Raw genomic sequence first — 25,173 nt, forward strand, 5'->3', positions numbered from 1 at the left:
CAATGGCTTTATTATCACTATCAGCGTTGGTTGAGAGGCTATCTCCGCATGCAAGAGAAACGTTAGAGCATGCTGCCGCAATGGCCAGCTCTCGTACTCATCATAGTATTGAAATGACGCACTGGTTAATTAGTATTATCCAACATCCGTCTGGGATATACGCGGACGCCTTTCGTAGCCAAAATATCGATGCTAGCCGAGTGGAGTCACAGTTGCTCGAACAGTTAGAAAAGTATCGAACAGGCTGCGATTCGGTCCCTGGGTTGTCTGAACATACCGTTACCATCATGCAGAATGCAATGATGATTGCGACGATTGAATTTAATCAAAAGCAATTGAGTTGTATCCATTTATTAAGAGCTTACTTAACGGATGATACTTTGGTGACGATGTTGAATCAGCCTAGCTCAGAATTAATGAAAATTGATGTAAACACATTGTTGGATGTTAATAAATCTGAATCAAAGCATCTCGCCTCTAACGAAGGGATTAGTAAGAGCAAAAACGCTGCACTTCACCAATTTACTGTTGACCTTACAGAGCAAGCAAAATTAGGGAAAATCGACCCCGTTGTCGGTCGAGATGACGAAATCCGTTTAATGATCGATATTTTGCTACGCCGCAGACAAAATAATCCAATCTTGACAGGTGAAGCTGGCGTCGGAAAAACTGCCGTTGTCGAAGGATTGGCGCAAAAAATTATCGATGGTGATGTTCCCTCTGCATTAATGAACGTTTCAATAAAATCGTTAGATATGGCACTACTGCAAGCAGGCGCGGGCATGAAAGGTGAATTTGAAAACCGATTAAAGAATGTGATTAAAGAAGTTAATCAATCGGAAACACCTATCATACTTTTCATTGATGAAGCCCATGGTTTGATTGGTGGTGGAGCGCAAGCAGGTCAAGGCGACGCGGCAAATATTTTGAAACCGGCGTTGGCCCGTGGTGAGCTTAGGACAATAGCGGCGACAACATGGGCGGAATATAAAAAGTATTTCGAGAAAGATGCAGCACTAACTCGACGTTTTCAAGTCGTTAAGATCGATGAACCTATGCCAGAAATTGCAATTGCAATGTTGCGAGGGTTGTTGGACGTGATGTCGAAACACCATGACGTGTATATCACAAATAAAGCTTTGGAAGCTGCTGTTCAACTTTCTGCACGATACATAAATGGTCGTCAATTGCCGGACAAGGCAGTTTCTGTTCTTGATACCGCATGCTCTCGTGTTGCTCTAAGCCAATCATCCACGCCAGGAACATTGGATAGTAAACGAAAAGATCTTCAAATAAGAGAGTTGGAACTTGACCAACTGTACAAAGAGTCTCAATTCGGTTCGGCGAATGACCATAAAATTTCTGATGTTAAAGAAAAAATTAATGTTCTACATGGTGAGATTCTTGAATTAGAAGAAATTTGGCAAAAAGAAAAACAATGGGTCGATGAAGCAAAACTAATACGGCATAAGATTCAACTTCAGGAAGGTGAAGCTAATGAAGAAGACAAGAATCGTTTAGTAAGTATTGAGAAAGACTTAAGCTCAAACTCTCAACCTCTTGTCTTTTCACACGTTAGCGAAGCCTTAATTGCTGAGGTGATCTCAGATTGGACTGGTATCCCTTTAGGAAAACTGCAAGATGATGACATCAAAGCGGTTCTTACACTAAAAGAGACACTAAGTCATAGAGTGGTAGGGCAAGATCACGCACTCGAAGTCATGTCAGAGGTTATCAAAACTGCGAGCGCGCAACTCACTGATGAATCGAAACCTAATGGCGTTTTTCTGCTTACAGGCCCAAGTGGAGTTGGTAAGACAGAATCTGCGCTGGCGATAGCGGAAAAAGTGTATGGTAGCGAAGATAATGTTACGACAATCAATATGTCTGAGTTTAAAGAAGAACATAAAGTCTCTCTATTGTTAGGTTCACCTCCTGGTTATGTCGGTTATGGTGAGGGCGGGGTTCTCACAGAAGCGGTAAGACGTAGACCTTATAGTGTGATTTTATTGGATGAGATGGAAAAAGCGCACGCGGGTGTGCAAGACATTTTCTATCAGGTTTTCGATAAGGGCATGATCAAAGATGGTGAAGGAAGAGATATCGATTTTAAAAACACTATTATCATCATGACTGCCAATACAGGAACGGAGACGACAATGTCTCTATTTGAAGACCCTGAGTTAGCCCCAGAACCAACAGCTTTAAAAGAGGCGCTACGGGAGGATCTTCTGGGTGATTTTAAACCTGCGTTTTTAGGGCGAGTCAACGTACTTCCATATCTGCCGTTAAATAAAGAAGTATTAAGTAATATTGCTTCTTTAAAATTACAGAAAATATCCGACAGAATTCAAAGAAACTACAATGCCAAATTAACGTTTAGTGATTCATTAATAAATGACATAGTTAATAATAGCAATGAGTCAGGGAGTGGTGCTAGGGTAATACAAACTACGATTGAAAATACGCTGTTACCAAAAATTTCCCATGAGATATTGAGTTCTATTCTTAATGGTAAGACATTTGAGGAAATTAACGTTAATGGAGAAATTAAATTACTTAACGTCTCACTTATTTAACAGCGGTTTCAATGTAAAAATAAATTGAGACTCGCTTCATATTAACTTTATTTTTTGGAAAATAGTGCTTAATTAAATTCAAATTAAACGATATAAAAGAGCGTATTTAAAATAAAGTTTTTGATACATAAGTCATTAATTATCAATGCCGATTTGATGATTAAATAACTACGCAATATGTCAATTATTAATGCTATAGGAGATTAGCATGCAGTCTAACACGTATCTTAAATATGCAGATATTAAAGGTGAAGCAACTGCTGAGCAGTACAAGGATCTAATTACACTACTATCTGTAGATTGGAGTGTTGGTCGTGAAATTTCATCATTCACAGGTACCGCAATGGACCGTGAAGCTAGCGCGACTCGCTTGTACGATTTAACTATCACCAAATTGCAAGATCGTTCATCACCAGATCTATTTAAAGAAGCAACGATTGGTAAAGGTAAACCTGCGGTATTCCATATTACTAAGCAGGGTGAAAAAGTAGAAGAAATCATGAAAATCGAACTTACTGATGCAATGATTTCTAATTACTCTGTTTCAATTCAAGATGATCGCCCGATTGAAACAATCACTATTTCATACACTGAAATGATGATGACAGTGACACCTACTGATGATAAGAACAATACATCAGCACCATTAGTATACGGTTACAGCGGTGTTAAAGGTCAACAAATGTAATTAATTTGCGGGGATCCTTTCCCCGCATTTTTTAAGAAGTGTACAATGATAAAAGCAACTCAAGACAATAACTTCATTAGAATTTTTACACCATTTGGTGAGGATGCAATAATTCTGAATTCCTTCGAGTATAAAGAGGCTGCTTCAGAGCTTTTTTCATTGCATGCTTACGCTTATTTTAATGGGCAACAAGCTGAGTTAAATCAGATTATAGGCAAAGAAGTGACGATTAGTATGGATAATCATTCATTGGTATCGTTACAACCTAGATATTTTCATGGCGTAGTTTCTAGGGCTAAACTGTCTGGGACTCGAGTTTCGACTGTTGATAGGGGGGAGCAATATAAAAATATAGAGTTGATAATCGAACCAAAGTTATGCTTCTCAAATTATCGGACAAATTGCAGAATATTTCAGTATAGAGATGTGAAAGAGATCGTATCAGAAATTCTTGCTGAGCATGAAATTACCTTCAGTTTTAAGCTTACTAAAGCTTACACCAAATACACATATAAAGTGCAATACGAAGAATCTGATTTGGCCTTTGTAAGGCGAATTTTGGCGGAGGAAGGTATCGCGTTCTGTTTTTTACATTCCGATTCAGATCATGTCATAGAATTTTTTGACGATATCAGTTACTACACCCCTTCGGCAGAATTTATTGTAGAGCACTCAACTGGTAGCGCAGCATCTAGCCATATCTTCTCATGGAATGAAACTCAGTCCCTCACGACAAAAAGCAGTCATTTGTCCGGTTTCAATATGTTGAAGCCAAGCTCTTATCCGAAGCACTCTGCTAACGGGTCAACCAACTTCTTCACCGTTCCAGTCAGTGAGCATTACGAGTATTTGGCGGAGACTGAAACCAATGACCAATTCGCATTAAGAAACATGCATAACATCGAGTCATTGCAACAAAATGTTTATCAATGCATGGGGGAAACGAGTTGTCGATCATTTGCGGTTGGAACGTGTTTTAAGTTCAAAAAACATGAAGATAAAAGTCGAATTGGTAAAGAGTATGTGCTGTCTTCTGTCTCCGTTTCAGCTTCGGTATTCAATCAGACAGGTCAGGGTGGTACCGCCAACCAAGGCGTGAGAGTTGCTTTTTATTGTGTTGATTCAAAAACGATATTGCGTCCATTAGCTAGGTTTGGAAAACCACAAGTTCGAGGCCTTCAAACGGCCATAGTGACAGGAAACAAAGAAGGTGAAATCTACATAGATAAGCATGGGCGAATCAAAGTTCAGTTCCACTGGGATCGTCAAGGAGAGCATGACGCAAACAGTTCATGTTGGATACGTGTTGCTCAGACAGTAGCAGGAAATGGTTGGGGGAGTGCTTTTCATCCTAGAGTAGGACAAGAGGTTATTGTTGACTTCGTTAACGGTGATCCAGACCAACCTATCGTCACTGGTTCTTTGTATAACGGTAACCAAGGAACACCGTATAGCTTGCCGGATCAAGCATCCCAAAGTGGTTACAAATCTCGATCAGTGCAGAAAGGTGGCAGCAATTTTAACGAATTACGTTTTGACGACAAACCTGGTGAAGAGCACGTCTATTTACACGCCGAAAAATTATTTCAAATGTTGGTAGAAGATTGCGCGGAAATTACCGTTGAAAATAACAAAACGGAAACCGTGACCAACAATGTAACGCAGGACATCGGCCAAAACTCGACGCTTAACGTTGGAAAAAATCATAAAACTGACGTTGGTGAGGCCTTGTCGGTTTGCGCTGGGAAGAGTATCGAAATTAAAGTTGGCGGAGCGTCGATACAAATGTCTAGCTCTGGGGACATCAATATTAAAGGAAATAAGATCTCGATCAACGGCTCCACTATCGGTCTGAAAGCTGGCCAAATATCTTTGAACTAGGGAGAAAGCAAATGGGAAAACCCGCTGCTGTCTTAGGAAGTCATCACGTCTGTCCAGCTAAAACCGGAAAAGTACCTCATCAGGGCGGCCCTGTAGCGATAGGTTCTGCAAACGTAAAAATTTCAGGTATTCCAGCTGCGAGGCAAGGCGATAAGCTAGTATGCGTTGGACCTCCTGATAGTGTTTCTTCGGGCTCCTCCAGCGTTAAGATCAATGGAAAACCGGCAGCCAGACTAGGAGACTCTACCGCCCATGGTGGAAAAATTGTCGCTGGCGTCACTACGGTTTTAATTGGGGGATAAATGCCGATCATATTTGACCCTGTTTTTTGTGTTCTAAACGGAAGAGAATTCTCTATTGAACAATATGCTAACAACACACTTAACGTGTCTGATGATGCTATACGTGTAAAGAGTCATGCCAATAATTTGGAAGATAGGGTTCAATCGTTACTCGAGAATCTTAGTCATCACATTCATGGTTTTGACATTCAAGCGCCGGTGTGTGTGTTACTTCCTCGGGTATCATGCAAGTCAGTGCTGAAGCGTATTTCCTCCGTTATTTTGTCGTTGTTTAATCTTGAAGCTAATCCACTTATTCGTTTCTATCCGTATGGTGAAGCGTCGCTCTTAATGGCATTGAGTCAATTGGAAGAGCTTAGTCATCAAAACACAGTTCCATGGATTATTGCGATCAACCTTGCACAGGGTTCAAGCAGCAAGTTTGATGTATATGATTCATTAGTTGTGGCGCGTTGCGTTGCGGTTAAAGAGGGGCTTAACGTTCGGACTCAATCAATAGATCTCGAACTTACGCCATTAAATACGGCGACAGACAATATCGTTCGGCAGTTAGGCAACGCTTCTGAACAAAGCTTTGATGAACTCTTATTGTCTATAGGAATTGAAGAAGAGCCACAATGGCTCAACTCGATTCACTTTTTGTCTTCATGGATTAGTGCGGAGACTCGATACATCTTTTCCGATTCCCGAACAGGCCCTTTAGGGGCGTGTGGTGGTCTTCTAAAAGCACTCTCTCTCTGTCATCGACAACGCGTTAAACATGTCGAGAACTTTCAAGTCTTACAAGTGGATATAGAGACTCAAGGCTATGCCATTGGCACGATTTTCAATTGGTGTAGTGAGTAAAGATTTAAAATGAACGCACAAAGGATTGTTAAGCTCACAACGCTGGACGGCGAAGCCTATTTGTTTTCTTCGCATCAACCCCCATTTGGTAAACAGGAACGATTCACGTCTGTCAGAGCGGCTGAAATCTTTGTCGAACGTTTTTATTACTCTGCGTTTGATGAACTCAGAGAAATTGCGTCTTGGTCTACTGCGACCACGTATTTCTCCGCAGAGATGAAAGAGCTCACTGACGAGGACCTTTATAAGCGTATTGCTGAGAGTTTATTTGAGCAATCGTTGTTCGCCTTTCAGACACCTCAACAAGCGCCTAGTACCTATTACCCCCCAACAGAGATACCTACTGATCTAATTGCCAAGACGAACGATAAAAAAGCAAAGTCGACAGATGACAGTCCTCATAAAAGCGAGAGTAAAAGTAGTGATACTCCCCAAAATGAGAGCAGTAAAAAACATGCAAAAGCAGGTGATCCTGTCTCTTTGGTAACGGGCGAAGAAAACTTAACACTAACTGATGTGCGACTACCTTTCGGTTTAGTGTGGCAGCGGACTTACCGATCTTCGCTTTCTGATAAAAATACAGGACTTGGTTTTGGTTGGCGACATATCTTCCAGTATGAACTGAAGGATGTACTGGATGAGAAAGAACAGATTATTGGCTGGCTCTTTGTAGATGAAATGGGAGACTCCATCTTATTCCCCCCTGTTTCTAAAGGAGGGGTGAGTTACCAAACTTATACCGATTCGACTTGCCAATATCATCCAAATGGTTATCGATTGGTTACGATAAATGGCAGTGTACAAGTCAAGTTTGTTCAAGTAGAGGAGCTCTGGTTAGCTAGTGAGATTCGACTTGGGCTCATGAAAACGGTAAATCTAGAATATTCACGTAATCACCGCATCACCCAAGTAAACGTCAATCGACAAGCAAAACTTGAATTACAATATAACAAGCAAGGATTACTTGTTGAAATACGCCATCCTACAACCCTAGCTACTCTAGCTGAGTATCAATATGACCGTACCTTTTGTTTAACCAGGGCCACGGATGAACATCGGCAAGCAGAATCTTATCAATATAGTGATACCTGTTTACTAACTAGACGAACACGTGCAACAGGATTTTCGCATTATTTTGACTGGATAGGTCGAGGCGTGAGTGCTAAGTGCGTAAGTAATTGGGCGGATGATGGCGCGTATCGATATACTTTTGAGTTCCAACCGACTCAATCGACTGTTGTCGATCCGAGAGGTCATGCATGGCGATACAAACACAATGAACAAGGAAAGTTGCTTGAGTGTGAAAGCCCTGAATCAAGACGCTGGGTATATGAATATGATTCGAAAGGGCACTTGGTAAATGAAGTATCACCGGATGGCTGCTACGTCACTTACGCCTATAATCAATTTGGGCAACTAAAAAACAAACGGCATTCTTCAGGTGCAACGGAACATTTTGACTATGATGAATTCGGTTGTAGTACGAGACATCAGTTGCCTGACGGTGAAACCATTGAAAACCAATTTAACGCGCTCGGCCAACTGGTTTGGCAACAAAGTAAAGAAGGTAAACAAGAGCGATACCGATACGATAAACATGGCCGCTTAGTTGAAAAGGTTATTGACGCTGGCGCATGTGTTCAATGGTGGTGGGATGATGAGCATCAACTTAGAGCGAAGAAAACCAATAAAAGTCTCTTTCGCTACAGTTATGATGAACATGACCTTGTAAATGGAATCGCTTATCCGGAAGGTCTTGTCTCCGGCTTTGAGCGCAATCAAAATCGTCTACTTACCCGTCTGTATTTTCAGAATTCGAAAGATGAAATTTTACGCGAACATCGATACGAATATGACGACTACGGCCGTGTCAAACTTATCAGTACACCGAGAGGGGAAGTAGAGATCAATTGGAGCAGCCTTGCTCAACCTGTAGAGGTTTTTAAACAAAATAAAAGCGTCATGTCGTTCTCTTATGACGAAGAAAGGAACCTTAAAACTATCGAGCGTTCCGATGGTTGTAAGTACGAATTTGCATATACACCTGATGGACAAATTCAGTCGACGATAAACTTCGACCAAATACATACAAGTTATACCTACGATAAGGCTGAGCGATTAAGCAAGATTAGGCGCCGGACTAACCAAGTTAGCTTTCGTTATGATGACCTTGGGCGAGTCGTCAATATTCGAGCAATTGGAAGCGGAAAGGGAGTAGAAAACCATTTCCAATATAGCTTAGGCGGTAAACTAATCCACGTGCATAATCGCTTCTCGATGTCTTCTTATACCTATAAAGATACAAAATTGGTAAGTGAACAGCAGGGACGCTATTCCTTCCACAACAGATATCTTAATAACGGTTTACTCCAGTCCCAATGTTATAGTGACGGTACTGAAATCTCCTACCAATACGACGAGTACGGTGTGGTGTGTTCCATTTCTATTCAAGGGGGGGCGCACACCACAATACAGTTTAAATACGATGACTTACAGCGAATAACTCGTATTCAGTATGGCACTAAAGGGGAAACAAAAGAGTTTGATGGATTAGGAAGACTAAAGCGTCAAATATGGGAGAGTTTGGAGCGAAAGTATCATTACAACGCACAGCATCTTTTATCTCTTATCGTCGACAGTGAGAAGGGGCCCCAACATTATCAATATGATGACCTCGGCCATTTAGAAAGGGTAAAGACGCAAACCTCTGAGGAGTCATACATCTATGACAGTTTTGGCAACTTTAATGATGAAGGTGCACAGCTAGAATATGACCGCCTTGTTGAATACCATGGCGTCAGGTACGACTACGACGAACTAGGTAACAGAACCAGTAGTCAAGGTAATGGATTAGAGCAGCGCTGTACTTACGATGCTAAAGGGCAGCTAATTTTTGTCGAGAGCGAAGGGCGTTTATGTCAATTCGAATACGACGCACTAGGCCGAAGAATCAAGAAAATCAGTGAAAATGGCACCACTGAATTTGTTTGGCAAGGAAGTCATTTAGTCGGCGAGTATTCTCGTTCGGGTTATCGGTGGTATCTATATCAACCAAACAGTTTTGTTCCGCTTGCTCTTATTGAAAACGGTGAGTGTTATTTTTACCAATGTAATCAAATCGGAACCCCAGAACGTTTGGTTGACTCTAAAGGGCAGGTAGTTTGGCAAGCAGCATACGATACCTTTGGATTTGCTCACGTTGCAATCGAGACGGTTAAAAACAACCTTCGCTTACAGGGGCAGTACTTCGATATTGAGACTGGTCTGCACTACAACTTAGCACGCTACTACGACCCTCAAATAGGTCGATTTATCCAACCCGACCCTCTAGGGCTGCTTGGTGGAACCAACCACTATCAATTCGCACCAAACCCTGTCTCGTGGGTTGATCCTCTGGGTTTGTGTGCAAAAGAGGATGCGCATACAGTTCTAGCAGGGCATAACGATAATGCACCGGAGAGGATGGTCTACGAAAAAGCAGCGGTTAATATTTCTGGGCCAACGATTGAGGAACTTATCGCAGATCCGACTTTACAGGGTATTAACGCTGTAAATATCGATCCAATATCGATGATGGTCGAAGGGATTGAAGATATGATAAATGCAGGGAACGCATTTATCGATAATCCTTCATTCTCTACTGCAACGAGTATGGCTATCACCGCAATACCAGGCAGATATGCGGAAAAAGTTGTCGATGAACTGCCGCTGAAAAAACTCGATAACGCCATGGTGAAGTCTTTGAGCACCATGAAGCGATTTAAAGTGCCTTGTTTTGAACCTGGGGCAACGATTAAAGGCAAGTTCAAAGGCAAAGAGCGTGAATTGGAAAGTCATTTTGCTCGCCAACTAAGGCATCAAGAAGCGGGTCTTAATGACTTGACCGTGGGGGAATACATCGAAAATCGCAATCGTTACAAAGAAATGAAACGAGCGGGAACGGGTATGGCTCAGGAGGATTTCAGAAAGCAGTTTTCTCGTCAATTGAATAGTTCGCTAGCTGAAAGCTTTAAGTTGAAGATGAGCCCTATGGACGCCAAAAAAGCGGCGAAACAAAGAACATCTGAGATTATGGATAACCTTGCGGCTTTGCATGATCCAGATATGATTGCAGGCGGGGCTGACAAGGTGAATAGGATGGGGAATAAAGGGGTTAACTCCTCAATTGGCTCTCAGTGGCGCACAAAGTCGCGCTTAACTCAGATGGATGAGCAAGCACAACGTGCATTTGAAAACCTAGGACCAGATGTCAAAATGAATGTTTCGCTGGAGCGCTGCCCATTACGTGGAATTAAATAAGATGAATGACGAATATTTTGAAATGTTTATAGAAGAGTTTGGCGAGCCGACCGAACATATTCAGGCAACTGACCAACAAGTTGAAGCATATCGAGGCATACTTCCAGATCAGCTACTTAAATACTGGCAAATGGTCGGTTTCTCTGGCTTTAACGATGGTCTATTCTGGATCACTAATCCCGCAGAATTTGAAGATGTGCTTGAATCTTTTCTTGACGATACAGAGTTCGCACACTTTGACAATTACCATGTGATCGCTCGAAGCGCCTATGGTCAACTCTATTTGTGGGGAGAGCGAACAGGTGCGTCACTCGATATAGCGACACACTTAAATTGGATAATGACAAATCAAGGACACGCAAAAGACATTTCTAAAGGCGATGCTAATATTGCAATTCAAAGCTTTTTCGGTTTTCAAGATAAAGAATATATAGACGTAGAAGTTAGTTCAAAACCTCTCTTTCCGTCTGCGATTAAAAAACATGGTCCAGTGGGTAAAGAAGAAGTGATGGTGTTTACCCCTTACCTATTTATGGGGGGCAAGAAGTCCGCAGATGCTATGACCAAAGAAGATCTACATGTATTTTTACAGGTTATGGCGGATTTAGGGGGAGCCGAAATTATCGATATGGCGTCAATGGTCGGCAATGTCCTTAAAAGTCACAGAGAGTAACCCGTCCTGCGTAGCAAAACTCAAGCTCACGCTTTGTGGGCTCTTTTGTTTACCCAGTATCGATCTAGATAGATATCTTTTAAACAATCAGTTTGGCTGAATAGTGATCACACACAAGGCAAGAGTTCTTAGCTTAAACTCAGATATTGAAGAAGAAGTTACGCTTGAAGTTAATGGTGTCGAATTAACCTGTTTTGCCGGGGTGTGCCCCTATGAATTGTATATTGGGCAAGAATATCCCGTTACATTTGAAATGTTGGATTTTGAATTAACAGAGCAGGAAAGTGCAGAAGAAACTAGTACGACAAGGGTCGATAGTACCTATGCTTACAAGCTATTAGGTAGACTAAACGGTGGGACCATAGACGCTGGACTTAAGATTTGCGATGATTTTTTAGAGTCTGATTATGCTTCTTTGGAAGGTCAGTTTATCTGCCTCTGTGTCGAGCGGCTGGACGTAGAGTTCTTGGATAGATAAACCAAGTGCTTGGGGGCATATTCTTTGCCCCCAAATAATGAGCGGGTTTGTGCAAGTAAATTAGGCAAAAGATATGAGCTCAAATGATTAATCAAATAAATTGAAAAAAGTACCTCATCAACCCTATAGCCTAGATGGACTAAAAAATGGTGAGTGTTTGTGTGTGGTCAATCGAGATGGTTCTTGGCAAGTTGTATACAACAGTCAAGGAAGAATTACTTCTGTAACTGAATGTCAAAATGAAGAAGATGCGTATGAGGAACTATATCGCCAAATCTCAGATGCTTATGGTTGGTAGATTTGAAGTGCGACAATTAGCTCGTTTAAACTTTAACTCCAGCATACGCCACAAACCACATGAAAAGCTTACGAACTCACGATATCCTAGTGGGATAATAAGATAACGCCATGTAGATGGCAGAAAGTGAATTCGAATGAAGTTTATCCATACCTCAGATTGGCACCTTGGCCGACAGTTTCATAACGTCTCTTTGCTTGACGATCAGCAAGCCGTTCTTGACCAGTTAATCCGATACATTGAAAACAACCCTGTTGATGCAGTGGTAGTTGCTGGTGATATTTATGACCGTTCTGTCCCACCAACCATCGCGATTGAACTACTTAACAAAGTAGTGAAGCGAATCTGTGGTGAGCTAAACACGCCGATGATTTTGATTTCTGGCAACCATGACGGTGCTGAGCGCTTGGGATTTGGCTCTGAACAGATGAAAAATGCGGGCCTTCACATTATCAGTAACTTCGAAGACATGCTTACCCCTGTTGTTATTGAAACCGAAAGCGCAGGGCAAGTGGCTTTTTATGGCATGCCTTATAACGACCCTGAGCAAGTCCGTTTTGCCTATCAAGAACCCGTTTCGACCCACGATCAAGCGCACAAGTTACTTGCCGAGAAAATCACTGAGCAGTTCCAATCAGAGCAACGCAACGTTTTAGTCAGCCACTGCTTTGTCGATGGTGCTATTGAGTCTGAATCTGAGCGTCCACTTTCGATTGGCGGTTCCGACCGCGTCAGTCACGAGCATTTCCTCAACTTTGACTATGTGGCGTTGGGGCATTTGCATCAGCCACAGAAAAAAGGCGAAGAGTACATTCGTTATTCTGGTTCACTGATGAAATACAGCTTTGGTGAACAAAACCAGAAGAAAGGTTTCACGCTGGTGGAAATCGACCAAAACGGGTTTGTCTCGGCCGAGCATGTTGACCTTGCTGCACCTCATGAGATGCGAATCGTTGAAGGTGAGCTTGAACAAGTGATAGAGCAGGGCAAAACCGATCCGAAAAACGAAGACTACTTGTTGGTACGTTTGATGGATAAGCACGCAATCTTAAACCCAATGGAAAAGCTACGTACTGTTTACCCGAATGTTTTGCACCTAGAAAAACCGGGCATGTTAATTGGTGTCGAGCAGGAGATGGCGCAAGCGAAGTTGGCGAGAAGTGAGATAGACATGTTCCGAGACTTTTTCACGGAAGCGCAAGATAGCCAATTATCGCAAGAACAAGATCAAGCGATCAGTGACATCATCAAACAACTTTCCCAGCAGGCTTAGTAAGGACCAAACATGAAACCCATTAAACTGACAATGCAGGCTTTTGGTCCGTTTGCTCAAACAGAAACGATTGAATTCGACAAGCTGGGAACTAACCCTCTGTTTCTTATCAATGGTCCTACTGGTTCGGGTAAAACCTCGATCCTCGATGCGATTTGTTTTGCTCTATATGGTGAAACGACGGGTAATGAGCGCCAAGGAATTCAAATGCGTTGCGATATGGCAGCGTCAACGTTATTGACCGAAGTGACGCTAGAGTTCTCTTTGCACGGCAAGTCTTATCGAGTGATTCGCTCACCAGAACAAGAAGCACCAAAGGCGCGTGGTGAGGGCATGACGGTGCGAAAGCATACCGCGGCTTTGTATGAGATTACGGACGAAGAAAAGCTCATCACCAGCAAAACAACGCAAGTAAAGACGGAAGTGGCCAACATTATTGGTTTGAACGAAACTCAGTTCCGCCAAGTGATGGTGTTGCCACAAGGTAAGTTTCGAGAGTTGTTACTTGCGACATCCAAAGAGCGGGAAGAGATCTTTGGTCAGCTATTCCAAACGGATATCTACAAGAAGATTGAATACGCACTGAAAGACAAAGCGAGTGCCATTAGCAAAGCCAAAGACGAGTTTGATAACCAAATTCGAGGCGCGCTGCAGGTAGCTGGTGTTTCTTCCGAAGTGGAGTTAACAGAGCAGCGTGAAGCGTTATCTTCTCAATTTGAATCGGTACAAAAGCAAGAGCAAGAATCTCTGGCGCAATTAAATGCGGTAAAAACGGAACTGCAAAAAGCAGAAGCGCTGAGCAATGAGTTTAAAAAGCGCGAGCACGCCGAAGTTGCATTGAAGCAACATTTTGAACAGAGCGATGCTGTCTCATCACGTCAATTGCAGTTAGACAATGCGAAGAAGGCAAGCAAGGTTGAGTTGCCTTATGTCACGTTACAAAACGCATCAAAGCAAACGCAAGAACTTGAGCAAAAGGTGGCTAAGTTATCTCAAGATCTTACTGTGGCAAATGACGCGGTAAAATCCAAAGAAGGCGCACTGCAAACCGCGAAAGAACAAGCTGCACAATTGCCAAAACTGACAGAGCAGCAATACCAACTTGAAGGCATGAAAGGAAAGTTGGTTGAAAAGTCAGAGCTAGAGGAAGCCATTAACGCAGGTTTGGCCCAAAAGTCGGAGTTTGAGGTAACGCTTAAGAAATATATCGCTCTGAAAGAGAAGTTAACGCTAGAGGCGCAACAAGGTCAGAAGTCACTAGATCAAGCTCGAGTCGATGTTGCAAGTATTGGCAGTGTAGAGGCTGAGATAAAACAGCAACAACGTTTGATGCAAGATCTACAGAAGCTCACTGGCTTAAACCAAGAGCTAGCGAAATTGGATGCATTGACGCCTAGCAAACAAGCTTCGGTTGACCAAGCAAAAGCGCGATACGTAGAACTTCAACGCTCAGCAGATACACTTGAACTGAGCTGGCACAATGCTCAAGCCGCAGTATTGGCTCAGCGCTTACAAGCCGGTGAAATGTGTCCGGTGTGCGGTAGTGTAGAACACCCTCAACCCGCTCAATTTGTTGGTGAAGAGGTAACAAAAGAGCAAGTTCAGCGTGCTCGAAACACGGAGCGAGAAGGGCAAGTTGTACTTAACCAATTGAACAATCAGTTGGAGCAGCACAATATCGCAATCGAACAATACAAGCAGCAGATTGAACAACTATCCGTTGAACTTGGTCAAAACGCATCAATGGATTTAAGCGCGTTACAAGCGTCCATGCAGCAGCTCAATGAACGTCTACAGCAATTGTCATCGATTAACTTGGTTCAATTGGATCAAAGCGTTAATGAGTTAAACCAGCGTTGCATCACTGGTGAAAGTAAGATCAATGATCTGCAAAACCAGATGGCAGCGAATGAATCGACGATAAAAGTGAATCAAGAGCAATTGGCTAAACTCTCAGCTTCGTTAGATGCTAAGTACTCGTCACTTGACGTTCTTGAGCAAGAGATTGTTGCGATTCAAAAACAGATTACCGAGTTAAATACCGCATTCGAGTCTGCACAAAACCATTTGCAACAAGCCGTGCTGGCGAAGACCAATATTGAAAGCCAACTGACAACCAATCAACAGTGGTTGAATGAGGCACTCGATCGTTTGAACACAGCCAAAGCTGGTTGGAACCAGGCTTTGCAGGCGAGCGCATTCGAGGATGAAGCGCAATTCATAGCATGTAAAGTTGATGAAGCCGAGATGCAGATTTGGCAGCAAGAAATTGATGTGTTCAAACAGACCCAAATCAAGCTAGAACAAACATTGGCAGATTTGAGTTCAACATTGAAAGACTTGGCATTGCCTGATTTAGATGACCTTAACGTTAAGTTAAACAGCATTCAGCAAAGTTACGTTGAAGCGCGTAATCAGCTTGATAGCACGCGCTCTCTGTTTGAACGTCTAGAGAAAGTCCGTAATGACATCGCGACGTTACATGACAAGAACACTAAGTTAGAAGACGAATACAAAGTGTTTGGCACCTTGTATGACGTTGCAAGCGGTAAAACGGGTAGCCGTATCAGTCTGCACCGATTTGTCCTTGGTGTGTTATTAGACGATGTATTGATTCAAGCCTCACAGCGTTTAAGTCTGATGAGTAAAGGTCGTTATATCTTGGCTCGTAAAACTGAAGGCTTTAAAGGTGCTGCAGGGCGAGGCTTGGATTTGGTGGTTGAGGATAGCTACACAGGTAAAACGCGCGATGTCGCGACGTTATCAGGTGGTGAATCTTTCATGGCAGCGTTGGCATTAGCGCTCGGTCTATCTGATGTTGTGCAGTCTTACAGTGGCGGTATTCGCTTGGATACGCTGTTTATTGATGAAGGTTTTGGCAGCTTAGATCCGGAATCTTTGGATCTTGCGATTCAAACCTTGGTCGACTTACAACAAACGGGTCGCATGATTGGCGTGATTTCTCATGTATCCGAGCTGAAAGAGCAAATGGCGCAACGCATTGATGTCGAACCGTCGCGACTTGGTTCTACAGTTTCTGTGAAGTCTCAGATGGCATTTGATTCTTCATCGGTAAAGGTAAACGGTACCGGTAAACATTGATAAACAAAAAGCCCCGCTAGATTACGGTGTAAAATAGCGGGGCTTTTGGGTTTTCAGTTTCGAAGCATTTATTGTTCGCAGAAACGACCTTCTTTCGGTGATTGCGTAATCGCATATTCACCATCAAGATTGCGGTAAACAACCGCGTTCCAAACTGAACCGTCATTCAATTCAAACTCTATCGCGTAGTTCACACCACTCACAATTTGTGCATGAACGGACAAGATCTGTTTAAATGAAGAGAGAGTTTCCATTTTATTTAGGACAAAGGCCATTGCCTTTTGAGCGTCTGGGGTAGCATCAAATTCGTTCCACCCACCTGGCATATTTCCTTGTGTATTACATACATCTGCCGAGGTTGTTGGTTGTGCCGCTTCATCTTGAGTATTTTGCTGACACCCGACAAGCAAAACCAAGATTGCGCAAGCTGACACGGTTTTTAATTTCATAAAATTAACCTCTGTTTGCAAGCACGCATTATAAAGCTCGGTGTTAAAGCACAATGTCTACGTTGTGCAAACTTTTGATATGCAGAGGGTTAAATCCTAATGAAATCGTTGCGAGCGAGCTCCAAAAAAAGAAGATTGGTTAAGTTTTTGTGGGATTTTGATAGAACGTCACGCTTAATTGCGAGCGCAGCTTTACGGTTCATTTCGCGTCGTGAATTAAGATCACAATTATAAAATAGAGATTAAAAACATAACTTTGTAAGTGTATCTGTTTTCTTAGCTCAGCCATATAATCCAATCAAAATTCATTAGGCACCAATAGAAAGTGCTGAGTGATTGTTGTGATGAAGCAAAATGGATGAGAGGTAACACGATGAAGCAAAAAGCGCTATATCTAGCAGTAGCATTGGGTTTGAGTGGTCTTTCAAACGTAGCATCCGCTAATGAGATGGTGAATCCAGATGGTGGTGTCGTAGTCGGTTATTGGCATAACTGGTGCGATGGGGCTGGTTACAAGGGTGGTAATGCACCGTGTGTGACATTGGATGAAGTTGATCCTATGTACAATGTGGTTAACGTCTCCTTTATGAAGGTGTTCAATACCAGTGAAGGCCGTATTCCAACCTTTAAGCTCGATCCAAATATTGGTCTTTCAGAACAACAATTTATTGATCAAATTGGCGCACTAAACCAACAAGGACGCGCCGTTCTTATTGCGCTTGGTGGGGCTGATGCACACGTTGAGCTGAAAACTGGCGATGAGCAAGCATTCGCACAAGAGATCATCCGCCTGACTGATAAGTTCGGCTTTGATGGTCTGGATATCGACTTAGAGCAATCTGCAGTAACCGCGTCAGACAACCAAACAGTAATCCCAGCTGCACTTCGCCTTGTAAAAGAACACTACCAACAGCAGGGTAAAAACTTCCTAATTACGATGGCGCCTGAGTTCCCATACTTAACAGAAGGTGGCAAATACGTTCCTTATATTACGGGATTAGAAGGGTACTACGATTGGATCAACCCTCAATTTTACAACCAAGGTGGTGATGGCATTTGGGTTGAAGGTGTGGGTTGGATTGCACAAAACAATGATGCGCTAAAACAAGAATTCATCTACTACATTTCAGACTCTCTATCGAACGGTACACGTGGTTTCCACAAAATTCCGCATGACAAATTGGTGTTTGGTATTCCATCTAACATTGATGCAGCCGCAACGGGCTTTGTACAAGACCCTCAAGATCTTTACGATGCGTTTGACCAACTTAAAGCGCAAGGGCAGGCACTTCGTGGCGTAATGACATGGTCGGTGAACTGGGATATGGGCACAGACAAGAATGGTCAGGCGTACGGTGAAAAGTTTGTGAAGGATTACGGTCCGTTTATCCATGGCCAGACTCCACCACCGCCAAGTGAAGGCGAACCGGTGTTCAGCGGCATCAGTGATGTTCGCGTGCATCATGGTAGTTCATTTGATCCGTATGCAGGTGTTACCGCGTCTGACAAAGAAGATGGAGACCTAACTAACAGCATTACTGTTGAAGGTTCAGTTGATGTGAACACCGTTGGCACATATGTTTTGGTTTACAGTGTAAAAGACAGCGACAACAATGAAACCAAGCAAAGCAGAACAGTTGTTGTTTACAGCCTAGTGCCTGAGTTTGAAGGTGTAACGGATACGACCATACAGCTTGGTGACGCATTTGACCCAATGGCAGGCGTAAAAGCGACGGATGCAGAAGACGGTGATTTGACTGATCAAGTTCGTGTAGAGGGCAGCGTAGATGTTAACGTGCTAGGTGTCTACGACTTGGTTTACCGAGTAACGGATAGTGCAAATCAGACTACGACATCTCAGCGTTCTGTGATTGTTTCTGATGGCAGCAGTTACCCTCCGTATGAATCTGGAAAAACGTATGAGGCAGGTGACATTGTTACAGGTTCAGATGGCAACTTGTATCAATGTAAACCGTGGCCATACACAGGGTGGTGTTCAAACCCTTCTTATGCACCTGGTGAAACCGTTTATTGGTCAGACGCATGGGATAAGTTGTGATTAGCTCATGAATTATTGCAAGCCTCCTTCATTGGAGGCTTTTTTATGCGCGTAACTTCACATCTCATTGAATCAACGCTAGAACTTTAAAGCGTAATCATTAGTATCCCGCCTCCGCATTTTCCACACTTACCTATAGCTGGAATGCGTCGCTCTTTGTCAATTTGGTACGGTCACCTAGGAGGATTTAATGAAAAGGATCAATGTAGTAGGCAGCAGCGGAAGCGGTAAATCGACGTTTTCAAAGCAGCTCGCAATGAAATTAGGTGTCACGTACATAGAAATGGACAGGTTGTTCTGGCTTCCTGATTGAAAAGAACTCGATGATGAGACGTTCTTCGATAAAGTCGTGGACGTAACTCAACAAGAGGCTTGGGTACTCGACGGGAACTACAGCAGAACACAACCGTACAAATGGCAAAGGGTCGATACCATCATCTGGCTCGATTATTCACGTTCTATCACCACTTATCGCTCCGCAACTCGTGCTATCAAAAGGGCATGGACTCAAGAAGAGTTTTGGGAAGGAACTGGAAATAGAGGAAGTTTTAGAAAAGCGTTTTTGAGTAAGAATTCGATTATTTGGTGGTCGGTTAAGAATTACCGAAAGAATCGGAAGCGTTATTTAAAACTGAAAGAGGACTTAAAAGGTTCGCCCATCGAGTTCATCCATATCACTTCGCCAAAAATGGCACAAGATTTTCTTGGTTCTCAAAATTTTATAAATAGATAAGTAACTTATTTAAGGGACTTTTTGGCAACGGCTCGCAGCTGTGTAAATCCTGACATTTCGCCTCCGTTAGATGATGAATACTAACCACGTTCCCGTCGTATTCATTGTGGAGGTATTATGATCGGCTACGAAGAAATGGCGATATCCGGCTACCTAGGTTGGTTACTCGCTGTTTTGTTGGTTTACCCCTTTGCCTATGTTGGTATCCATATCGGTGTATTCGATATAAAAATCCGTACCAAAGTCAGTCGTTATTTCAATCGCTTTATATTAGCTTTGATTGCATTTTTACTGATTATGCATATGCAAACTGAAGTGGTTTACGGCAAGTACTTTCTTGGTCTTTGGGAAGCACAACAGTAACTCTGATCGCATTAATTCCCATCGCCTTGTGCTAAGTTGTCGAAATTGAACTAAAAATCGACAACTTAGCATGAAGCCATACGACCTTTATTTTCTTCATACTTCACCCGTACACATTCCACCTTTCTCCAAATTGATGACAGAGCTCGCACCGGATTTAAAAGTCGCACACTTTGCCGATGCTGACTTGTTGGAGCGTTTGGTTGCTGGAGAGGACGAATCTAAGGTGGAGCAATCCGTACAAGACAAAGTACGAGAGCTTTCTGAACAAGCAAACTTGGTGGTTTGTACCTGCTCCTCAATTGGTCGCTTTGCTGAATCACTTACGGAGCAGGGAATCAATGTTCAGCGTATCGACCGCGCGATGGGTGACCAAGCTGTCACTCATGAGCGAGTGTTGTTACTCGCGGCATTATCGACAACCATTGAACCTAGCTTGGCGTTACTTGAGACAAGTGAGGGCAATTGTATCCGTCAGTTAGATACGTTTGTAGTTGAAGGTGCTTGGAAGCGTTTTCTCGACCAAGATAACCAAGGCTATTACGACAAGATAAAAGCGGTAATAGAGCAAAAGGCTCGTGATTATGACGCAATCGTACTGGCACAAGCTTCGATGTCAGGTGCTGCATCATTAGTTGATGTCGACATTCCAGTATTAAGCAGCCCACGTTTAGGCGTAAAAAGGGCAATTGAAACCTTGAGGATATTCCATGCAAATAACTAGTTGGATTCAGCTTTACTTGCGCGAGCTTGAAGGGGCGCCCATAAAAGAACATTCCGATATCGAAGCGTCGTTTGCGGAGTCTGAACGTTTCTCGAAATGGAAGGCAAGCAAAAGAGAAATACGCCTCGAAGAAGTCAGTGATCGTTGCTGGATCAAGAGCTGCACGGGTGGCTACATCACAGAGGTGCACTTACATGCGGATGGTTCACTTGATGAATACACCTTGTTTGGACGCCTTCACACCAAAGGGCATTGGGAGCTAGAGGCTGGCGTACTTCATATCACGATCTACAAAGGTGAAAACACTTACGAACTTTCTGTTGTGGGAAACCGTGAACCTTCCATCCACTCGGCGATTGAATACAAAAATGGAGAAGTGCACTCCTATCTAAAACTGACTCCAATTTCTCAATAGCAATTTAACAAGGACGAGCACCACAAGATGGATATTGTATTTGTAAGGCATGGCGTGCCAGATTTTACGTTAGCGGATGAGCGGCAGATGACCCAACTTGAGAAGGATTATGCCCCGCTTTGTCGAGAGCATTTGTCTGTGTTGCAAGAAAAACTCAATCATCCAGTCTTCAATGATGCTGAAATCATCATCAGCTCTCCTTATACAAGAGCCCTTCAAACAGCAGAAATTCTCAATCGTCACCGCGGTTTGCCTTTGTTTGTTGAGCATGACTTGAGAGAGTGGCGTGCGGACAAAGAAGGCGGTTATATTACCTTGAATGAGAGAGACCGACGCTGGCACGAATACCGAGAGTTGTTAAAAGCGGGGATTCCAATGACCGACAGTCGCTACGAACATGTTGATGGGCTAAAAGCACGGGCTGAGTTGGTGCTGGAACGCTACCGCCAATATCGAAAGGTTGTTGTCGTGAGCCACTTTAATGTGTTTGAAGCACTACAAGGTTTCCAAGACGTAGGACTGTCCTGTGGAGAATTTCGATACATTAATTTCTGATCGAATTTTTATCTTCTATAGTAAAATCAGTCACTAACTTAATTTCAGGTTGCTGTATGAAATCTCTTAAAACACTTTTACTTTTGTCCCTTGCAACGTTGTTTGGCTGTACGTCTAAACCGGATGGCGTGGAGCCGGTCAATAACTTTGAACTTCAACCATATCTAGGCAAGTGGTATGAAATTGCGCGTCTTGATCACTCTTTTGAGCGTGGTTTATCGAATGTGACGGCTGAATACGAGCTACGTGAGGACGGTGGCGTAACGGTTATAAACCGAGGTTATTCAGAAGAAGATAAAGAATGGACGCAAGCTGACGGCAAAGCGTATTTCGTTGATGGTGAAAACACAGGGCATTTAAAAGTGTCTTTCTTCGGTCCGTTTTATTCGTCTTACATCGTATTTGAACTAGGTGAGAACTACGACTACGCGTTTATCTCTGGTTTCAATCACGACTACCTATGGCTACTGTCACGCACACCAACTGTCGATAAAGCAACGGTCGAGCGTTTCAAACAAGTAGCAAAAGAGAAAGGCTTTGCGTCGGACGAATTAATTCTCGTAGAGCAAACAAAGTAATACTTACCGCGACAAATGAAACATGCCCCACAAAAAGTGGGGCATGTATTCAACTGAGTTCTGGATTACTTAATTAATCGAACAACTAATGAACCTGGTGCTCGGATCGATTCAATGTTGTGGCTCAGCACTGTACCTTCAGTCGGCGCTGTGTAACGCTGAATCTCATCACCAAAGCTGTCGTATTGAATTGCAACCAATTGACCTTGTTCTACCTTATCCATCATCTTCACTTGTGGTAGTACAAAACCACCTAATTCAGCGCGAATGCTGATGATGTCTTTGCCTTCTAGGCAGGGCGTGATCTCTGCAACTTCGCCGGTCACTACGTCATGACGAGCAAGGATATTGAAGATGCCAGTCACGGTACGGTCGATCAGCTCTTGTTCTGTGTAACGACCCATGCCCACCTCGATGGTGATGCTTGGAATGCCGCTGTTGTTCCAGACGGTTTCAAGTACTCCAGCGTCACCCGGATCGTTAAGAATCGCATCTGGGTTAATGAGGCGAGCCATTTCCAGAGATTGCTCAATACGGAAGTCAGCAAACACGTACAGCGGGTAAGCAGCACCAGTGGTTTGAGTGTGCAAATCAATCGCCAGTTCTGCGTTCGGTTTAAGAAGGTTATTCCACAAAGCAAATAGGAAGCGGTTTGCTTCGTTGCCATTTGCATCGCCAGGGAAGAAACGGTTTAAGTTTGCTGGAGATGCATCTGGATCCGCAGAGAAGAAGTCACGGCTGTGGTTCAGCATACCCGTCAAGTTGATGGTCGGAACGACAGTTACAGTACCCGCGATGTCTTTGCCAATCAGTTCTCGAGCGGTCTTTTGCGCCGCTAAAACACCGTTGTATTCGTCACCATGAACACCTGCTGTGATCATGATTTTCTTACCCGGTTTTTCGCCTTTGAAAACCAATACAGGTAAATGTTGCCACTGAGATAGGGCGTTGGTTGCGATACGGAACCAAAACTTATGCTCACCCGCAGGCAAGTCTGTTACGTCAAGAGATTGAATGACTTGATGACCTTGAATTACGTCATCCAGAAATTGTGTTGCCATTAAAGTTGTCACTCCAAAACATCTTACTTCGATGCTTGTTTGCCATACGGCTTGAATTAAAAAAGGCGAGAACTTGTCTCGCCTTATTCTTTATACCCAAACTCCGCTTTCGCGTTTAAGTTGCTTGGGGATATTGGTAATCAGTTTACGCAAAACCCATCACGTGAGCTGCGACGACGACAATGCTCGATAGGGTAAAGAGTAATAGCATAAAGCGCCAGCAGAATTTCGCCCAGTCACCCCAGTCGATACGACATACACCCAGTGTTGCCATTAGCGACGCTGAAGTAGGAACGATAACGTTAGTGAAACCGTCACCAAGTTGGAATGCTAGAACCGCAACCTGACGAGTAACGCCAGCGATGTCTGCAAGAGGAGACAATAGAGGCATTGTCAGCGCTGCTTGACCAGAACCTGAAGTCACGAAGAAGTTGAAGATAGATTGGAAAACATACATCAACCAAGCCGCAGCAACGTCAGGAAGACCGCTGATTACGCCACCAGCGCTGTTCAGGATCGAGTTCAACACGCTCGCTTCATCAGTAGTACCGCCACCTAGGATAAGCAATACACCTTTCGCACAACCAACCAATAGAGCAGGGGCAAGCATGATTGCTGCACCTTCTTTAAATGCGTCAGCCGCACAGTTTAGCGTCATGCCGTTCAGACGGAAGATCGTACCGATAATCGCAACGACAAAGCCCATAGTGAAGAATTGAGATGCGATTTCTGGGATGTACCATGCGTTGGCTACTACGCCCCAAACAACCCATACTGTCGTTGCGATAACCGTAAGGATTACTAGGGTATCACCTAGGTTCCAACGAGAATCGTGGTCACCTAGCTCTTGCTGACGGAAGTATTTGTCAGTGCGACGGCTGTAAGAAAGCTCAGGGTTTGCTTTGATACGCGCTGCGTAAATCATAGTGAAAGCAATACCAATCGCGGTGAAAGCCGCCCAAAGACCCATACGTACAGTCATACCGGACAGAACAGGAATGCCGGCAATACCTTGTGCAATTGCTACCGAGAATGGGTTCATCCAAGACGTTGCAAAACCAATCTGAGTCGCAACGTAGGTCACCATTACTGTAGTAATACCATCGTAGCCAAGACGAACCATAAGCGGTGCGATAATAATCGCAAATGCAACGGCTTCTTCACCCATACCAAATACTGCGCCGCCCAAAGAGAACAGCAAGAACAGAACGGGAATGAATAGCGCTTCGTTGCCTTTGGTCTTATCGATAAGGCGAAGGATACCGTTGTCGATTGTGCCTGTGCGCATTACCACACCAAATGCACCACCGATAACCAGCATGAACATGATAACGCCAATCGCGCTGCCCCATTTAGAGCCTGAAACCAGACCTTCGAATGGGAAGTTCATTAGACCAATGCCACCGCCTGAAGCGAACAGTCCAACCTTGTTGTAAACCAATTCACCGTTTTCGTCGGTTGCATAAGAGAAAGAAGATGGATCGATAACTGTGCGAGTTTTTTCTGCACCGTCGACCATGTAGGTCACCTGTTGGCTATCGAAATGACCAGCAGGAATTAAGTAGGTAAGAATCGCAGCAAGAATACCAACAATGAAGATCAAAATGAGGGTATCAGGCATCTGCCATGATTTAGGGGTTGCCGCCGATTCCGATGGCTGAGCGTGTGTGTGAGACATAACCTATTTCACGTCGAATTATAGAAAGCATGAAATATCGATAAAATAGAATAAAAAGTCAATATTAACTGGGTTGATGAACTATAAATTCATCAATAATTTAATCTGAAGAGGGTTGAGTTGCTTATCAATGATTTAA

General features: G+C 43.4%; 19 protein-coding genes and 1 pseudogene. 17 read left to right on the forward strand and 3 right to left on the reverse strand.

Annotated features, from left to right (window positions below):
- Window positions 1–2: 2 nt before the first annotated feature.
- From tssH to L1076_RS00505, 10 genes are all read left to right on the forward strand, one after another.
- Window positions 3–2,579 (forward strand): type VI secretion system ATPase TssH, encoded by a 2,577-nt coding sequence (tssH, locus tag L1076_RS00460; RefSeq protein ID WP_237302915.1) that lies wholly within the window; start codon window positions 3–5, stop codon window positions 2,577–2,579.
- Between the two features lie 208 nt (window positions 2,580–2,787).
- Entirely contained in the window at window positions 2,788–3,267 is a 480-nt protein-coding gene (locus L1076_RS00465) for a type VI secretion system tube protein Hcp (RefSeq protein WP_038867685.1), read from the forward strand.
- A 45-nt stretch (window positions 3,268–3,312) separates the two neighbouring features.
- Window positions 3,313–5,148 (forward strand): type VI secretion system tip protein TssI/VgrG, encoded by a 1,836-nt coding sequence (gene tssI, locus L1076_RS00470; protein WP_237302916.1) that lies wholly within the window; start codon window positions 3,313–3,315, stop codon window positions 5,146–5,148.
- 11 nt (window positions 5,149–5,159) lie between these two features.
- Window positions 5,160–5,450: a PAAR domain-containing protein gene (locus L1076_RS00475; RefSeq protein ID WP_038867681.1), complete on the forward strand. Its 291-nt coding sequence runs from the start codon at window positions 5,160–5,162 to the stop codon at window positions 5,448–5,450.
- Window positions 5,451–6,296, forward strand: a complete 846-nt coding sequence (locus L1076_RS00480; protein ID WP_042606081.1) for a hypothetical protein — start codon at window positions 5,451–5,453, stop codon at window positions 6,294–6,296. It abuts the gene before it with no gap.
- 9 nt (window positions 6,297–6,305) lie between these two features.
- On the forward strand, window positions 6,306–10,595 hold the full coding sequence (locus tag L1076_RS00485; protein WP_237302917.1) for a polymorphic toxin type 15 domain-containing protein: 4,290 nt from the start codon (window positions 6,306–6,308) through the stop codon (window positions 10,593–10,595).
- Window position 10,596: 1 nt separating this feature from the next.
- Complete coding sequence (locus L1076_RS00490; protein ID WP_038878423.1) at window positions 10,597–11,268, forward strand: GAD-like domain-containing protein; 672 nt, start codon at window positions 10,597–10,599, stop codon at window positions 11,266–11,268.
- Window positions 11,269–11,371: 103 nt separating this feature from the next.
- Window positions 11,372–11,746, forward strand: coding sequence for a hypothetical protein (locus L1076_RS00495; RefSeq protein ID WP_237302918.1), 375 nt, complete (start codon window positions 11,372–11,374; stop codon window positions 11,744–11,746).
- A gap of 434 nt (window positions 11,747–12,180) precedes the next feature.
- On the forward strand, window positions 12,181–13,317 hold the full coding sequence (locus L1076_RS00500; RefSeq protein ID WP_237302919.1) for an exonuclease SbcCD subunit D: 1,137 nt from the start codon (window positions 12,181–12,183) through the stop codon (window positions 13,315–13,317).
- Window positions 13,318–13,329: 12 nt separating this feature from the next.
- A complete protein-coding gene (locus L1076_RS00505) occupies window positions 13,330–16,419 on the forward strand; it encodes an SMC family ATPase (RefSeq protein WP_237302920.1) in 3,090 nt (1,029 codons plus the stop codon).
- Window positions 16,420–16,487: 68 nt separating this feature from the next.
- On the opposite strand, the gene L1076_RS00510 is transcribed toward L1076_RS00505, so the two are convergent.
- Entirely contained in the window at window positions 16,488–16,868 is a 381-nt protein-coding gene (locus tag L1076_RS00510; RefSeq protein ID WP_237302921.1) for a cystatin domain-containing protein, read from the reverse strand.
- 373 nt (window positions 16,869–17,241) lie between these two features.
- Between L1076_RS00510 and L1076_RS00515 the strand changes: the two genes are divergently transcribed.
- The 7 genes and pseudogenes from L1076_RS00515 to L1076_RS00545 all read left to right on the forward strand — a co-directional run bounded on the left by L1076_RS00515 (window position 17,242) and on the right by L1076_RS00545 (window position 22,295).
- Entirely contained in the window at window positions 17,242–18,927 is a 1,686-nt protein-coding gene (locus tag L1076_RS00515; protein ID WP_237302922.1) for an immunoglobulin-like domain-containing protein, read from the forward strand.
- A 190-nt stretch (window positions 18,928–19,117) separates the two neighbouring features.
- Window positions 19,118–19,660, forward strand: a pseudogene (locus tag L1076_RS00520) (adenylate kinase).
- Between the two features lie 117 nt (window positions 19,661–19,777).
- Window positions 19,778–20,023 carry a hypothetical protein gene (locus L1076_RS00525; protein ID WP_005444063.1) on the forward strand — a complete coding sequence of 82 codons (246 nt, stop codon included), beginning with the start codon at window positions 19,778–19,780 and terminating at the stop codon, window positions 20,021–20,023.
- A gap of 70 nt (window positions 20,024–20,093) precedes the next feature.
- A complete protein-coding gene (locus tag L1076_RS00530; RefSeq protein ID WP_237302923.1) occupies window positions 20,094–20,747 on the forward strand; it encodes an aspartate/glutamate racemase family protein in 654 nt (217 codons plus the stop codon).
- Window positions 20,734–21,162, forward strand: a complete 429-nt coding sequence (locus L1076_RS00535) for a hypothetical protein (protein WP_237302924.1) — start codon at window positions 20,734–20,736, stop codon at window positions 21,160–21,162. The genes L1076_RS00530 and L1076_RS00535 overlap by 14 nt, the downstream gene beginning before the upstream one ends.
- 27 nt (window positions 21,163–21,189) lie before the next feature.
- Window positions 21,190–21,717: a histidine phosphatase family protein gene (locus L1076_RS00540; RefSeq protein WP_171357254.1), complete on the forward strand. Its 528-nt coding sequence runs from the start codon at window positions 21,190–21,192 to the stop codon at window positions 21,715–21,717.
- Between the two features lie 56 nt (window positions 21,718–21,773).
- On the forward strand, window positions 21,774–22,295 hold the full coding sequence (locus tag L1076_RS00545; RefSeq protein WP_042601520.1) for a lipocalin family protein: 522 nt from the start codon (window positions 21,774–21,776) through the stop codon (window positions 22,293–22,295).
- Between the two features lie 65 nt (window positions 22,296–22,360).
- On the opposite strand, the gene L1076_RS00550 is transcribed toward L1076_RS00545, so the two are convergent.
- Both L1076_RS00550 and yfcC read right to left on the reverse strand, forming a co-directional pair.
- Window positions 22,361–23,356 (reverse strand): succinylglutamate desuccinylase/aspartoacylase family protein, encoded by a 996-nt coding sequence (locus L1076_RS00550; RefSeq protein WP_038867648.1) that lies wholly within the window; start codon window positions 23,354–23,356, stop codon window positions 22,361–22,363.
- Window positions 23,357–23,501: 145 nt separating this feature from the next.
- On the reverse strand, window positions 23,502–25,034 hold the full coding sequence (yfcC, locus tag L1076_RS00555) for a putative basic amino acid antiporter YfcC (RefSeq protein WP_005426784.1): 1,533 nt from the start codon (window positions 25,032–25,034) through the stop codon (window positions 23,502–23,504).
- Window positions 25,035–25,173 lie beyond the last annotated feature (139 nt).

The organism is Vibrio sp. MMG023 (genome assembly GCF_021654215.1).
GTDB classification, from domain to species: domain Bacteria; phylum Pseudomonadota; class Gammaproteobacteria; order Enterobacterales; family Vibrionaceae; genus Vibrio; species Vibrio jasicida.